This window comes from Nocardioides sp. Soil774, from assembly GCF_001428125.1.
Lineage (GTDB): Bacteria > Actinomycetota > Actinomycetes > Propionibacteriales > Nocardioidaceae > Nocardioides.
This window is the reverse complement of the sequence record NZ_LMSM01000008.1, coordinates 191,269-203,737: the sequence shown is the minus strand read 5'-3', so window position 1 is coordinate 203,737 and position 12,469 is coordinate 191,269. Positions and strand designations below refer to the sequence as shown.

Genomic DNA, 12,469 nt, shown 5'->3' with positions numbered 1-12,469 from the left:
TCTTCACCGATGTGTCCCCCCCGCACGACTTCCCCCTGCTCCCGCCCGGCTTCCGGTTCGGCACGAGCACCGCGAGCTACCAGATCGAGGGCGCGGTCGACGAGGACGGCCGGGGGCCGAGCATCTGGGACACCTTCTGCGCCGAGCCCGGGCGGGTCTCCGACGGCAGCTCGGGTGCGGTGGCGTGCGACCACTACCACCGCGTCGACGAGGACGTCGCGCTGATGGAGCAGCTCGGCACGGGCGGCTACCGCTTCTCGATCGCCTGGCCGCGCATCCAGCCGACCGGTCGCGGACCCGCCAACGCCAAGGGCCTGGAGTTCTACGACCGGCTCGTCGACACGCTGCTCGCGCACGGCCAGCAGCCGATGGCCACGCTCTACCACTGGGACCTCCCGCAGGGGCTCGAGGACGACGGCGGCTGGCTCAACCCCGACACCGTGGAGCGGTTCGCCGACTACGCCGCGATCGTCGGCGAGCGCCTCGCCGACCGGGTCGAGCACTGGGTGCCGGTCAACGAGCCCAATGTCGCCTCGCTCCTCGGCTATGGACTGGGCCGCCACGCCCCCGGCAAGACGCTGCTCTTCGACGCGCTGTGGGCCTCGCACCACATGCTCGTCGCGCACGGCCGCGCCGCCATCGAGCTGCGCCGTGCCGGCGCGACCTCGATCGGCTGCGCCAACAACCACGCCCCGGTGTGGCCGGCGAGTGACGACGACGCCGACGTGGGCGCGAGCAAGCTCTTCGACGCCGTGTGGAACGGGCTGTTCCTCGAGCCGATGCTGCTGGGGCGCTACCCCGCCGACCTCGCGCCGCTGATGGAGGACATCATGCAGCCGGGCGACCTGGCCACCATCCGTCAGCCGCTCGACTTCTACGGAGTCAACTACTACAACCCGATGAAGGTTGCCGCCGCGTCCGAGGGCTCGGACCTGCCCTGGGAGAACCGCGACGTCGTCGGCCACCCCACCACCGACTTCGGCTGGCCGATCGTGCCCGACGCGCTGCGCGAGTGGCTGGTGATGTTCCGGGCCCGCTTCCGCGCCGCCCTGCCGCCGATCGTGATCACCGAGTCGGGCTGCGCCTTCAACATGGGCCCCGACGAGCACGGCGTCGTCGACGACCAGCCCCGCATCGACTACCTCCGCTCGCACCTCAACGCCGTCTCGGAGGCCATCCAGCGCGGCGTCGACGTGCGCGGCTACTACTGCTGGTCGCTGATGGACAACTTCGAGTGGGCCGAGGGCTTCTCCCAGCGCTTCGGGCTCGTGCACGTCGACTACGACACCCTGGTGCGCACGCCCAAGAAGTCGTTCCAGTGGTACGCCGACATGATCGCGGCGCAGCCGCAGCACCTGTGACGTACGACGGTGGAGCGTTGGGCCGGTAGGTCGGGCCCGAGGCTCCACCGACGGCTGGCCGGGCGGCGCGACGCGTCGGGGCAGCGCGGCCCGCCGTCCGATCCAGCGCCCCCGATAGTCTCTGCGCCATGACCGAGCCCACTTCTCGACGTGTCGTGTTCGTCGTCGGGTCCGGCCGCAGCGGCACGAGCACGATGGCCGGCACCCTGCGCACGCTGGGCCTGCACGTGCCGCAGCCCGAGGTGGTCGCCGACGCGACCAACCCCAAGGGCTTCGGCGAGCCGCGGTGGGTGGTCGACCTCCACGCCGAGCTGCTCGCCCGCAGCAACGTGCAGGTCTCCGACGCGCGTCCGCGCGCGTGGCTCGACACCGGCACCACCAGCGGCGACCACGCCACCCGCGAGCGGGTCGCGACCTGGCTGGAGGAGCAGTTCTCGGTCGCCGACGAGCTCGTCGTCAAGGACCCGCGGGCCTCGTGGTTCCTCGGCCTGTGGCGCGCCGCGGCCGAGCGCTGCGGTGCGACCCCGTCCTACGTCACGATGCTGAGGCCGGTCACCGAGGTGGTCGGCTCCAAGCAGACCTACTACGGCCGGATGGGCGCCGGGTCCGACCAGGGCGCCATCACCCGCACCGCGGCGTGGGTCAACATGATGCTCCACACCGAGCGCGCCACCCGGGGCCAGCAGCGCGCCTTCGTGCACTACGGCGACCTGCTCGACGACTGGACCCAGCCCGTCTTCGCCCTCGGCGAGGCGTTCGACCTCACCGGCGTGAAGACCGCGATGGCCGTCGACATCGCCGAGGTGCACCGCTTCATCGACCCGTCCCTGCGGCGCGTGACGATGACGTGGGACGACATCGGGGTCCCGGACCGCCTGCGCGAGCTCGCCGACGAGACCTGGCAGGCGCTGGACGCGATCTCGACCGACGACTCGGCGAAGCACCAGGAGTGGTGCGACCAGCTCCGCACGGCGTACGCCGGCCAGTACGCCGAGGCCGAGGCGTTCGCCCACTCGACCGTCGTCGCGCAGCGGCGTACGGCTGCCGCGGAGGCACGCCGCGAGGCCGGCCAGCCGGCCGCGCGGTCCGCCGCCGACCGGGTGCCACACGCAGTGCGCGCGATGGTGCCGCCGGCGGCGCGCCAGAAGCTGCGCAGGGCCATGGGCCGGGAGCGCCCCCAAGGACCTGCCTGATGCCCGACATCGCCTCGCTCGAGGGTGACCCGCGCTACGACGTGACCTGGCCGTGGACGGCCGGTGAGTCGCTCACGCCGGGGCTCACGTGCGTGTTCCGCGTGCGCAACGAGGCCCGCAACCTGCCGTGGGTGCTGCCGCCGATCTTCTCGGCGGTCGACCACGTGCTGCTGGTCGACAACGGCTCCGACGACGGCACCGCCGACGTCGCGCGCCGCGTGGCCGAGCAGTGCGGTGCGGGCGAGCGGCTGACCGTGCTCGACTACCCCCACCGGGTCTCGCGCGCCGGCGGCGAGCACCTCGCGACACCTGCGACGAGCGTCCACTCGCTGACCCACTTCTACAACTGGTGCTTCTCCCACGTGCGCACGACCTACTCGATGAAGTGGGACGGCGACATGGTGCTGACGCCCGAGGGCGCGGGCATCCTGCGCGACCTGTCGTGGCAGCTGCAGTCGACCCGCGCGATCGTGGCGATGCCGCGCCACCCGCTCACCGTCGTCGACGAGTCCACCGGCTGGCTCGACCTGTCGCTGCGCTTCCTCGAGCCCTGGGTCTACCCGATGGGCCCCGACACCACCTTCGTCAAGGCCTTCGACTGGGAGCTGCGCGAGCAGCCGCCCGGCGTCGAGCGCATCGTGCTCCAGCAGGGCCTGGTGCTCGAGGTGAAGTGGCTGGATGCCGACGAGTACGCCCACTGGCGCCGCGACGGCGTCGACTTCACCAACACCCGGCTCTACCGCAAGCTGCGCGAGTTCGAGGTCGACGAGGCCATCCGCAACGGCGACCCCGAGGCGCTCGGCGGGCTGGTGAAGGTGACCGCACCCCCCGGCGTCCACATCATCGACCACGTCAGCCGCGACTGGCTGTGGCGCCAGCCCCGCCCGCTGGTGCAGCACTCCCTGCCCCCCACGCTGAAGCACAGAGCCCTGAAGCACCGAGCGCCGAAGGAGCGCCTGCGACCGTGAGCCCCACCCCGCAGCAGCCCGTCCAGCACCCCCACTCGCACCCCCTCCAGGACCTGCGCCTCCCCGGGCCGACGCTGGTGCTGGTCGACGACTCCGACGCGCTCGCCCTCGACGCGCTCCACGGCATCGAGGACGTGCCCGGCATCGAGCCGACCGTCGTCCCGCTGTCGACGCTGACCGGCCCGCGCAAGGGCTGGGGCTCGGTGCTCGTGGTGGCGGCCGATCGCGCCCGGCTGCGACGGATGGCGAGCGCCGTGCCGCTGCTCGGGCAGTGCAAGGCCGTGGCGTGCTGGCTCACCGACGCGCCCACCCCCTGGGTGCTCGTGCCGCGCCCGGAGTGGCCCGAGCTGGTGCACCTCGCCGCCCGTGAGGCCGGTGACCGCGGCGTGCTGACGGTCGTCCGCTTCGCCTCCGGTGCCCGCGCGCAGCTCGTGGTGATGGAGATGGCCCGCCAGGCCGCCGGCCCCGGCGACACCACCCACGGCGGGCTCGTGGTGGCGTACGCCGGCCGCTCCGCCGCGCCCGGCCTCGACGCGCGTGCCGTGCTGCTGCCCGACGTGGCCGGTGCCGGCGACGCCGAGCGCGACGTGCCGCCCGACGTCGTCGTGGCTCGACGCGGGGGGGACGTGGAGGCGCACCACGTCATCGACCGTGCCCCGACGGTGGTCACCGACCCCGGGCCGGAGCCCGTCGACGAGCGGATCTTCAACCCCATCGGCTTCCGCAAGGACTGGGACCACGGCGTCGTCGAGCTGTCCCGCATCGGCCGCGGCCCGGTCACCGAGGGCGTCGTCGCCGCGGCCCGCGCCTTCCAGGCCGTGCGGCTGCCCGCCGACATCCCCACCGCCGACCTGCTCGCGCTCGCGATGTCCGGCGTCCCGCTGGTGACGTCGGGCGTGCTCGACGTGGCCCCGCCGCTGGCGGCCGCGCTCGACGCAGAGGTCGACCTCGACGACCCGCTGCGGCGCGAGGAGCACAGCCTCGCGGTGCGCCGCGCCGCCTTCGACCACCACTCCACCTTGGCCTGGCGCTCGGCCCTGGCCGACCGTGCCGGGGTGCGCCACGTCGCGATGCCGCCGGTCAGCGCGCTGCTGTCGACCAAGCGCCCCGACATGCTCGACTTCGCGCTGCGCCAGGTCGCCCGGCAGCGGGGTGCGGAGGTCGAGCTGGTGCTGGCCGCGCACGGCTTCGAGCCCGACCGCGACGCCGTACGCCGTGCACTCGGCGACCGCCCGCACCAGGTGCTGTCCTTCGAGGAGTCGACGTTCTTCGGCGACGTCCTCACCGCCGCGGCGCGGGCCGCGTCGAGCGAGGTGCTGCTCAAGGTCGACGACGACGACTGGTACTCACCCGACGCGGTCCACGACCTGCTGATGGCGCGCCGCTTCTCCGGCGCCGACGTGGTGGGGATGCCGTCGGAGTTCGTCTACCTCCACGCCAACGAGGAGCGCGGCGACCTCACCGTGCGCCGCAACCACCCCTCCGAGCTCTTCGCGCGCTTCGTCGCCGGCGGCACGCTCCTGCTCGACCGCGGGCTGCTGCACTCGCTCGGCGACTTCCGCCGGGTGCGCAAGTTCGTCGACGCGCAGCTGCTCGCCGGTGTCGAGGCGGCCGGTGGCCGGATCTACCGCACGCACGGCCTCGGCTACGTCCTGCGGCGCACCGGAGCGGGACACACCTGGGCCCGTGACGACGAGGAGTTCCGTCGACCTGACATCGTGGCCTCGGAGTGGAGTGGCTTCCAGCCGAGCCTGGCGCTGGAGGTCGACGACGTCGACCGACCCGACGGGGGTAGTTGAGCAGATGTCTCGGCAGCCAGTGGTGCGCCACAACGACTGGGGCGTGCTGAGCCCGCCCGCGCTCGGCGAGTGGGAGCCGACGCTGTCGGTGACGGTCGTCGTGCCGACCTTCAACTACCAGCACACGCTGCCCTACGTCCTCGCGGGCCTGGCCGCCCAGTCCTACCCCGCCCACCTGCTCGAGGTGCTGGTCGTCGACGACCAGAGCACGCCCGCCCAGGAGCTGCCCGAGGTGCGCCCCGACAACACCCGGATCATCCGGGTAGAGGAGGGCTGGGGCCGCGCCAACGCCTGCCACCTCGGCGCGCTCGCCGCGGACGGCGACGTGCTGCACTGGTACGACGCCGACATGCTGGCCTACCGCGAGGAGGTCGAGGCGCACGCGCGCTGGCACCACCTCATCGACTACGCCGTCCCCGGGGGCGACAAGCGCTTCGTCGACCCGGCCACGCTGCTCGAGGTCGACCCCGCGCTGGTGCGCGACCGGGTCGCCGCGGGCGAGGCGGCCGACCTCTTCCCCGGCCAGGAGCACGAGCCGCACCAGTGGGTCGAGGACTACTGGGCCAAGACCGACGACCTGCGCACGGCCGGCCCGCGCGCCCAGCGCTACCACATCGGCATGACCGGCTCGGTGTCCAAGGCGCTCTACCTCGACTCCGAGGGGTTCGACCGCACGCTGCGCCTCGGCGAGGACATGCACCTCGGCCACTCGCTGGCCCAGGCCGGCGGCGTCTTCGTCGTCGACCGCGAGGCGCGCAGCTGGCACCTCGGCCGCTCGCAGGTGCTGCGCCGCGCCGAGCAGGTCAACCGCTTCAACGACCCCTACCTCGCCGACCTCGTGCCGACGATGCGGCCCAAGCGCAACCGCCGCGGCCGGGCCTACCAGGTGCCCTACCTCGAGGTGGTCCTGGCCGCCGGCCCCGCCGACGAGACCATCCGCGTCGTCGACTCGCTGCTCGACGGCGACGTCCCCGACCTCCGCGTCACGATCATCGGCCCGTGGTCGACCGTCCACGACGATCGCGTGCAGCCCGTCGAGGACCCGGTCCTGGAGACCCGGCTGGTCCACCGCTCCTACCTCCACGAGCCGCGGGTGCGGCTGGTCGAGTCGTTCGCCGGGACCTCGGACGCCGAGTTCCTGCTGACCCTGCCCGACACCTCGCTCGCCCCGCTGCCGGCCACGCTGGCGGCCCTGCTCGACGACCTCGAGCGCACCCACCACGGCGCGCGCGTGCTGTCGTACGACGACGGGGCGCCCGCGCGCCTCGAGCGCACCTCGGCCCTGGCGCGGGTCGCCCGCCTCGCCGCCGACGGCGACGACCGCGAGGCGCTGCTCGAGGAGTCCTTCGGGGTGAAGACCTACCGCGCGCGGGACGTCGGCTTCGTGCCGGTCGAGGAGCGGGTGGTCGAGCGCTTCACCCTCGGCGCGCGCCCGCCGATGGACCCCGACAAGTCCGAGCACCGGCTGATGAAGGCGCTGCGCAAAGCCGAGGGCACGGAGGCTCCGGCCCCCGACGCCGGCGACCGCGCGGCCGAGCCCGACGGCAAGCGGGGGCTCTTCGGGCGTCGTCGCTAGTCGGAGCCGAAGAGGTCGCGCGTGTAGACCTTGTCCTTCACGTCCGCGAGCTCCTCGACCATCCGGTTGGCCACGATGACGTCGGCGCGCTCCTTGAACGACGCCAGGTCCCTGGTCACCTCCGAGCCGAACCACGACTCCGCGTCGAGCTCGGGCTCGTAGACCACGACCTCCACGCCCTTGCCCTTGAGCCGTTTCATGATCCCCTGCACCGACGACTCCCGGAAGTTGTCGGAGCCGGCCTTCATCAGCAGGCGGTGGATGCCGACGACCTGCGGCTCGCGGTCGAGGATGTCGAAGGCGATGAAGTCCTTGCGGGTGGTGTTGGCCTCCACGATCGCGGAGATCAGCGTCTGCGGGACGTCGCTGTAGTTGGCCAGCAGCTGCTTGGTGTCCTTGGGCAGGCAATAGCCGCCGTAGCCGAAGGACGGGTTGTTGTAGTGCGTGCCGATGCGCGGGTCGAGGCCCACGCCGTCGATGATCTGGCGGCTGTCGAGCCCGCGGGAGAGCGCGAAGGAGTCGAGCTCGTTGAAGTACGCCACCCGCATCGCCAGGTAGGTGTTGGCGAAGAGCTTGATCGCCTCGGCCTCGGTCGGCTCGGTCAGCAGCACCGGTACGTCGTCGGCGTCGGCGCCCTTGAGCAGCAGGTCGGCGAAGGTGCGGGCCCGCTCGGAGTCCTCGCCCACCACGATCCGCGCCGGGTGGAGGTTGTCGTGCAGCGCGCGGCCCTCGCGGAGGAACTCGGGGGAGAAGATGATGTCGTCGGTGCCCAGGCGGGCGCGTACGTCGTCGGTGTAGCCGACCGGGATCGTCGACTTCACGACCATCGTCGCCCCGGGGGCGATCCGGATGACGTCGCGGGCGACCGCCTCGATGGTGCTGGTGTCGAAGTAGTTGGTCACCGGGTCGTAGTTGGTCGGCGTCGCGATGATCACGAAGTCGGCGCCGGTGTGTGCCTCCTCGGCGTCGGTGGTGAACGCGAGGTCGAGGTCCTCCTCGGCCAGGAACCGCGAGATGTCGTCGTCGTGGATCGGGCTCTCACCACGGCGCAGCCGCTCGATGCGGTCGGCGTCGAGGTCGAGGCCGACGACGGTGTTGTGGCGGGCGAGGAGGACGGCCATCGACAGCCCGACGTAGCCGAGCCCGGCGACGGAGATCTTGGTGGTCACGCGCCTCAGTCTGCCGCACGCCGGGTGGGCGCGCAGAGCGCCGTCAGCACCGCGGCCAGCGCGAGGCCGAAGAGGACGATGGGCGGGCGGGGGAGCAGCAGCGCGCTGATCGCCAGGCCGGGCAGCAGCACCGCGACGCACAGCACCAGCAGGCCGTGCGCGTCGAGCACGAGGTGCGGCGCACGTCGCAGTGCGTGGAGCAGCAGCGCGCCGAACCCGACGATCATCAGCGCCATCAGGATGCTGAAGCCCTGGAAGAGATCCCAGTAGCTGCGCTCGACACCACCCAGGACCACCGAGGTGCCTGCCATCAGCTCACGCGTGGGCACCTCGCGCGCCGGCGCCTCGGTGAGGCTCTGGATCACCACCAGCGCCGTGTGGCCGGTCCCGGTGAGGACCAGGAGCCCGCCGGCGATCGCGGTCGCAGTGGTGCGGATCGGGCGACGGGCTGGGGACGTGGTGTTCACGGGTTCTCCTCGGGTGGGGGTGGAGCGGGGCTCGGCGGGTGCCAGTCGGTCGCCAGGCCGGTCGCCCGCCGCACGACGCGGCCCGGTGTCGCCCGCACCGCCAGGTCCCGAACGGCCGCGACGGCCGGGGGTGCGTGCTGGGCGAGGCGACCGATCCGTCGGGACTGCCGACCCAGTGCGGCCACCCTGGGCCCCCGTTCGCGGGCGTAGCGGACCAGTGCGGCGTCGTACGTCGGCTCTGCGTCGAGGACGTGGGCCAGCACCACCGCGTCCTCGAGGGCCAGTCCCGCGCCCTGGCCCAGGTTGGGCTCCATGGCGTGACCGGCGTCCCCCACGAGGACGTAGCGGCCGCGGCGCAGAGCCACCTCTCCCGGCGTCAGGTCGTGGACGTCGTGGCGCAGGAGCATCCCGGGCTCGACGGCCGCCAGGAGCTCACCGATCGGGGCGTGCCAGTCACGGAACCGGTTCCGTACCTCCGCCAGCTCGCCCGACTCGTCGGGCCGCCGACCCGCCGGCGCGGTGGCGCAGGCGTAGACATAGGTCGATCCCGTCCCGACCGGCACGATCCCTAGGCGCGCGCCACGTCCCCAGGTCTCGGTGAGGGTCGTCGCCGGGTCCGGGAGGTCGCTCCGGCGGGGCACCAGCGCCCGCCACGCGGTGTAGCCGCGGTGGGTGGGCGGGGTCTGCGACCCCATGGCCCCGCGCACGACCGAACGCAGGCCGTCGGCACCCACGACGAGCTCGGCGTCGAGGTCGGCGACGGCGTCCACGACGGTCCCGAGCCTGAGGGTCCCGGGTTCGAGCGCAGCGGCAAGCGCCGCGGAGAGATCGGCGCGCACGACGCCGAGCAGCGGCCCGCCCGCGCCCGGGACGTCGAGGTCGGTGCGAGCGAGCAGGCGGCCACCAGCCTGTCGTACGACGGACCGGCGCAGCACCGTCGCGCGGGAGCGGACCTCCTCCGCGACCCCGAGCGCCTCGAGACAGCGCACGGCGTTGGGTGAGAGCACCAGGCCCGCACCACCACCGTCCACCGAGGTGCCGCGCTCCAGCACCCGGACCGCCCACCCGTTGCGCTGCAGCGCCAGTGCGGTGGCGAGGCCCCCGATGCCGCCGCCGACCACGACGACGGGGTTGGGTGTGCCGGCTCTCATGCCGTGGGACACTACAGACGTAGAGTCTTGTTGTTCAACTCTACGGCTGTAGTGTCGTCCTCGTGGAGCATGAACGACGCCGACACATCGCCCGTACGGCACTGCACGTCCTGGCGACTGCCGGGGGGCGGGGGCTGACCCACCGGGCGGTCGACACGGCTGCCGGGGTGCCGGCGGGGTCCACGTCGTACTACTTCCGCACCCGGGCCGCCCTGCTGAACGCGTGCCTGGACGACCTGGTGGAGCAGGACCTGGCCGAGCTGGACCTGATGCAGCCCCTGGTGACCGCTGCGGACGCCGAGGTGGCGGCCGGGGCCCTCGCGGACCTCGTGCTCCACTGGCTGACAGCCGGGCGCGAACGCCACCTCGCGAGGTACGAGCTGTGCCTCGAGTCGCTGCGGCGACCGGAGGTGGCGGAGGTCCTGCAGGCAGGAGGCCGCTCGATCCGGCACCGGGTGGCGGACCTGCTGACGGAGCTCGGCGCTCCCGACGCCCGGCAGCGGGCCGACTGGTTGGTCGCCTGCCTCGACGGCATCGTCCACGACCGGCTGGTGGGCGCCAACCGCGACACCCGTCCCTCCCGGGACGAGCTCGTCGCCATGACGCGCCGCCTCACCGGCCTCGCGCTCGCCCCGTGACCCTGCGCAGACGCACCACGGCGGACGGGACGAGCCCCCAGGCCCCGCCCCGCCCGCTGTCCGACCCGGGTCAGCCCCGGTCGCTGGAGTCGCCGGTCACGACGACGTAGAAGCGCTTGCGGGCGCCGTCGGTGGTGAAGCTGCCGTCGCTGTTGCGCGGGCTGACGACGAGGTGGTTGGTGTTGGCGGTGCCGGGAGGGGCGCAGTTGACGACGCCCGGCTGGCACATCGCGGCGGCGATCTCGCCGGAGAACTCCGGGTTGGCGTCGGCGCCCGGCGCACGGCCGTTCATGACCATGTCGCCGTTCTGGTCGACGGTGTTCTGCAGCGCCACGACCGCGATGATGCCGTTGTCGGTGAGGTCCTCGCCGGCGTTGATGTAGACGTTGCCGTTGGCCGCGGCGGGCGCGGCGGGGTAGCCCGCGGTGACGCTGAAGCCACCGGACTGGGCGACGATCGCGCCGGTTGCGTCGACCAGCGCCCAGCGGCCCACGCCGGCCGGGCCCTGGGGACCCGTTGGGATCTGGCCGGCCTTGAAGTCGGTGGTCTTCAGCGAGCCGTTGCGGATCTTGTTGGACCCGATCACGTCGTCCTTGACGTCGCGGCCCTTCAAGGTGCCGTCCTTGACGTCCATCGTGGTGATCGAGTCGTTCCTGATGTCGGCGGAGCCGATCAGCCCGGTGGCGTACGACGTCCCGGTCGAGGCGACCACGAGGGCCATGACCGACACGGCCATGGACGGCGACGGGCGGCGGAGAGCGGGGAGGCGCATGGGTCGGACCCTTCGTCGGAGTGTCCGTCGGGGACGACGGCTCAGCACTGGTTCGGAGTGACGTGGGTCACGGATGGGCGCGGATGTGTGGGACTTTCAGCCCTGCCGGTCCGGGGCGGCGCGACCTAGCGTCGGAGCAGGACACCCGCAGCGTGGAAGGGAGCGATCGCCATGTCCGACGAGATGGACGAAGTCGTCACCTCGCTCAGCGAGGACGAGTGCTGGGACATGCTGCGCGAGGAGGAGTTCGCCCGGCTGGCCTTCCGGCTCGTCGACGAGGTGCACATCACCCCGATCAACTACGCGGTCGAGCACGACACGGTGCTCTTCCGCACCGCGGGCGGCGACAAGCTGCTGTCGGTCGCGATGGGCTCCGAGGTGGCGCTCGAGATCGACCGCTACGACGAGGAGCACGCCCGCAGCGTCGTCGTACGCGGCTCGGCGCGGATCCTCGGCGAGGACGAGGAGCACCGCGCGGAGAACGTGCCGCTGCGACCGTGGGTGGGGACCTTGAAGTACAACGTCGTCGAGATCACCCCGCGGGTCGTCACCGGCCGCGCGTTCCACCTCTCCCGCCCGTGGCTGCACCTGCGCCTGCACGACTGAGGCCCCCCGCACACCCCTGGGGGTGGTCGTCGGGAGACGGGTGCAATCCGTGGCGGCGCCGGTGACGAAGCACACAGCGAGGCCGGCAGTCGGCCACGTAACCGTCACCAAGGAGCACCCCATGCAGCACCGCAAGCTCTACGCCGCCCTCGGCGGCCTCGTCCTCGCCGGCTCGCTCGGCGCCGTCGGCATGCAGGCCGGCAACGCCACCGAGGCGGCCCCCGCCGCCCGCGGCACGGTCCACCTGGACGCCACGCTCAACTCGCTCAACGACTCCGGCGCGACCGGTCACGCCCACGTGAAGATCACCGGTCGCAAGGCCCACGTCGAGATCGACGCGCGCCGCCTGGCCAAGGGCCTGCCGCACGCGCAGCACCTCCACTTCGGCGCCGACGCGCGCAACGAGTGCCCGAGCGTCTTCGACGACACCAACAACGACCACCGGCTCAACGTCGCCGAGGGCGTGCCGGCCTACGGCCCGATCCTCAAGTCGCTGACCACCTCCGGTGACACCAGCCCGAAGAGCGGCCTCGCCGTCGACCGCTTCCCCACGACCCCCAAGGGCGTCGAGGAGTACGAGCGCACCATCAACTTCGCACCCGGCGCCGTGCTGCGCGCGATCAAGAGCGGCAAGGGCGTCATCGTGATCCACGGTGTCGACCACAACGGCAACGGCACGTACGACTTCGAGGGCGCGGGCGCCAGCGAGCTCGACCCGAGCCTGCCGGCCGAGGCGACCGACCCCGCCCTGTGCGGCGTGCTGCGCTGA

The 12,469-nt window shown here is 72.7% G+C and carries 12 protein-coding genes; 8 read left to right on the top strand and 4 right to left on the bottom strand.

Going from position 1 to position 12,469, the window contains the following annotated elements; all coding sequences use genetic code 11:
* Window positions 1–11: 11 nt before the first annotated feature.
* The 5 genes from ASG76_RS12220 to ASG76_RS12200 all read left to right on the top strand — a co-directional run bounded on the left by ASG76_RS12220 (window position 12) and on the right by ASG76_RS12200 (window position 6,897).
* Window positions 12–1,361 carry a GH1 family beta-glucosidase gene (locus tag ASG76_RS12220; protein ID WP_056603417.1) on the top strand — a complete coding sequence of 450 codons (1,350 nt, stop codon included), beginning with the start codon at window positions 12–14 and terminating at the stop codon, window positions 1,359–1,361.
* Between the two features lie 128 nt (window positions 1,362–1,489).
* Window positions 1,490–2,554, top strand: a complete 1,065-nt coding sequence (locus tag ASG76_RS12215) for a sulfotransferase family protein (RefSeq protein ID WP_082587479.1) — start codon at window positions 1,490–1,492, stop codon at window positions 2,552–2,554.
* The gene (locus ASG76_RS12210) at window positions 2,554–3,522 is read left to right on the top strand and encodes a glycosyltransferase family 2 protein (RefSeq protein WP_200948161.1); all 969 of its coding nucleotides are present in this window, start codon (window positions 2,554–2,556) and stop codon (window positions 3,520–3,522) included. Before ASG76_RS12215 ends, ASG76_RS12210 begins: the two co-directional genes overlap by 1 nt.
* Window positions 3,519–5,321 carry a glycosyltransferase family A protein gene (locus ASG76_RS12205; RefSeq protein ID WP_056603412.1) on the top strand — a complete coding sequence of 601 codons (1,803 nt, stop codon included), beginning with the start codon at window positions 3,519–3,521 and terminating at the stop codon, window positions 5,319–5,321. Before ASG76_RS12210 ends, ASG76_RS12205 begins: the two co-directional genes overlap by 4 nt.
* Window positions 5,322–5,325: 4 nt before the next feature.
* Window positions 5,326–6,897, top strand: a complete 1,572-nt coding sequence (locus ASG76_RS12200) for a glycosyltransferase (protein ID WP_082587478.1) — start codon at window positions 5,326–5,328, stop codon at window positions 6,895–6,897.
* Here ASG76_RS12200 and ASG76_RS12195 read toward each other — a convergent pair.
* From ASG76_RS12195 to ASG76_RS12185, 3 genes are read right to left on the bottom strand one after another with little or no spacing between them, the layout of a single operon-like run.
* Window positions 6,894–8,066: a nucleotide sugar dehydrogenase gene (locus ASG76_RS12195; protein WP_082587477.1), complete on the bottom strand. Its 1,173-nt coding sequence runs from the start codon at window positions 8,064–8,066 to the stop codon at window positions 6,894–6,896. The two genes, ASG76_RS12200 and ASG76_RS12195, sit on opposite strands and share 4 nt — an antisense overlap.
* A gap of 5 nt (window positions 8,067–8,071) precedes the next feature.
* Entirely contained in the window at window positions 8,072–8,533 is a 462-nt protein-coding gene (locus tag ASG76_RS12190; RefSeq protein WP_056603406.1) for an LIC_13387 family protein, read from the bottom strand.
* Window positions 8,530–9,684: an FAD-dependent monooxygenase gene (locus ASG76_RS12185; RefSeq protein WP_082587476.1), complete on the bottom strand. Its 1,155-nt coding sequence runs from the start codon at window positions 9,682–9,684 to the stop codon at window positions 8,530–8,532. The genes ASG76_RS12190 and ASG76_RS12185 overlap by 4 nt, the downstream gene beginning before the upstream one ends.
* A gap of 62 nt (window positions 9,685–9,746) precedes the next feature.
* Between ASG76_RS12185 and ASG76_RS12180 the strand changes: the two genes are divergently transcribed.
* Window positions 9,747–10,322, top strand: coding sequence for a TetR/AcrR family transcriptional regulator (locus ASG76_RS12180; RefSeq protein ID WP_056603399.1), 576 nt, complete (start codon window positions 9,747–9,749; stop codon window positions 10,320–10,322).
* Window positions 10,323–10,392: 70 nt separating this feature from the next.
* Here the strand turns inward: ASG76_RS12180 and ASG76_RS12175 are convergent, their stop codons facing one another.
* Entirely contained in the window at window positions 10,393–11,094 is a 702-nt protein-coding gene (locus tag ASG76_RS12175) for a hypothetical protein (RefSeq protein ID WP_056603396.1), read from the bottom strand.
* Window positions 11,095–11,265: 171 nt separating this feature from the next.
* On the opposite strand from ASG76_RS12175, the gene ASG76_RS12170 reads away from it, so the two are divergent.
* Both ASG76_RS12170 and ASG76_RS12165 read left to right on the top strand, forming a co-directional pair.
* Window positions 11,266–11,700: a pyridoxamine 5'-phosphate oxidase family protein gene (locus ASG76_RS12170; RefSeq protein WP_157559094.1), complete on the top strand. Its 435-nt coding sequence runs from the start codon at window positions 11,266–11,268 to the stop codon at window positions 11,698–11,700.
* Between the two features lie 121 nt (window positions 11,701–11,821).
* Entirely contained in the window at window positions 11,822–12,469 is a 648-nt protein-coding gene (locus tag ASG76_RS12165; protein ID WP_056603393.1) for a hypothetical protein, read from the top strand.

Bases quoted from the DNA above. Each gene is read 5' to 3' on its own strand.
- ASG76_RS12215 (WP_082587479.1), top strand. From the start codon at position 1,490: ATGACCGAGCCCACTTCTCGACGTGTCGTGTTCGTCGTCGGGTCCGGC.
- ASG76_RS12210 (WP_200948161.1), top strand. From the start codon at position 2,554: ATGCCCGACATCGCCTCGCTCGAGGGTGACCCGCGCTACGACGTGACC.
- ASG76_RS12200 (WP_082587478.1), top strand. From the start codon at position 5,326: ATGTCTCGGCAGCCAGTGGTGCGCCACAACGACTGGGGCGTGCTGAGC.
- ASG76_RS12185 (WP_082587476.1), bottom strand. From the start codon at position 9,684: ATGAGAGCCGGCACACCCAACCCCGTCGTCGTGGTCGGCGGCGGCATC.
- ASG76_RS12175 (WP_056603396.1), bottom strand. From the start codon at position 11,094: ATGCGCCTCCCCGCTCTCCGCCGCCCGTCGCCGTCCATGGCCGTGTCG.
- ASG76_RS12170 (WP_157559094.1), top strand. From the start codon at position 11,266: ATGTCCGACGAGATGGACGAAGTCGTCACCTCGCTCAGCGAGGACGAG.
- ASG76_RS12165 (WP_056603393.1), top strand. From the start codon at position 11,822: ATGCAGCACCGCAAGCTCTACGCCGCCCTCGGCGGCCTCGTCCTCGCC.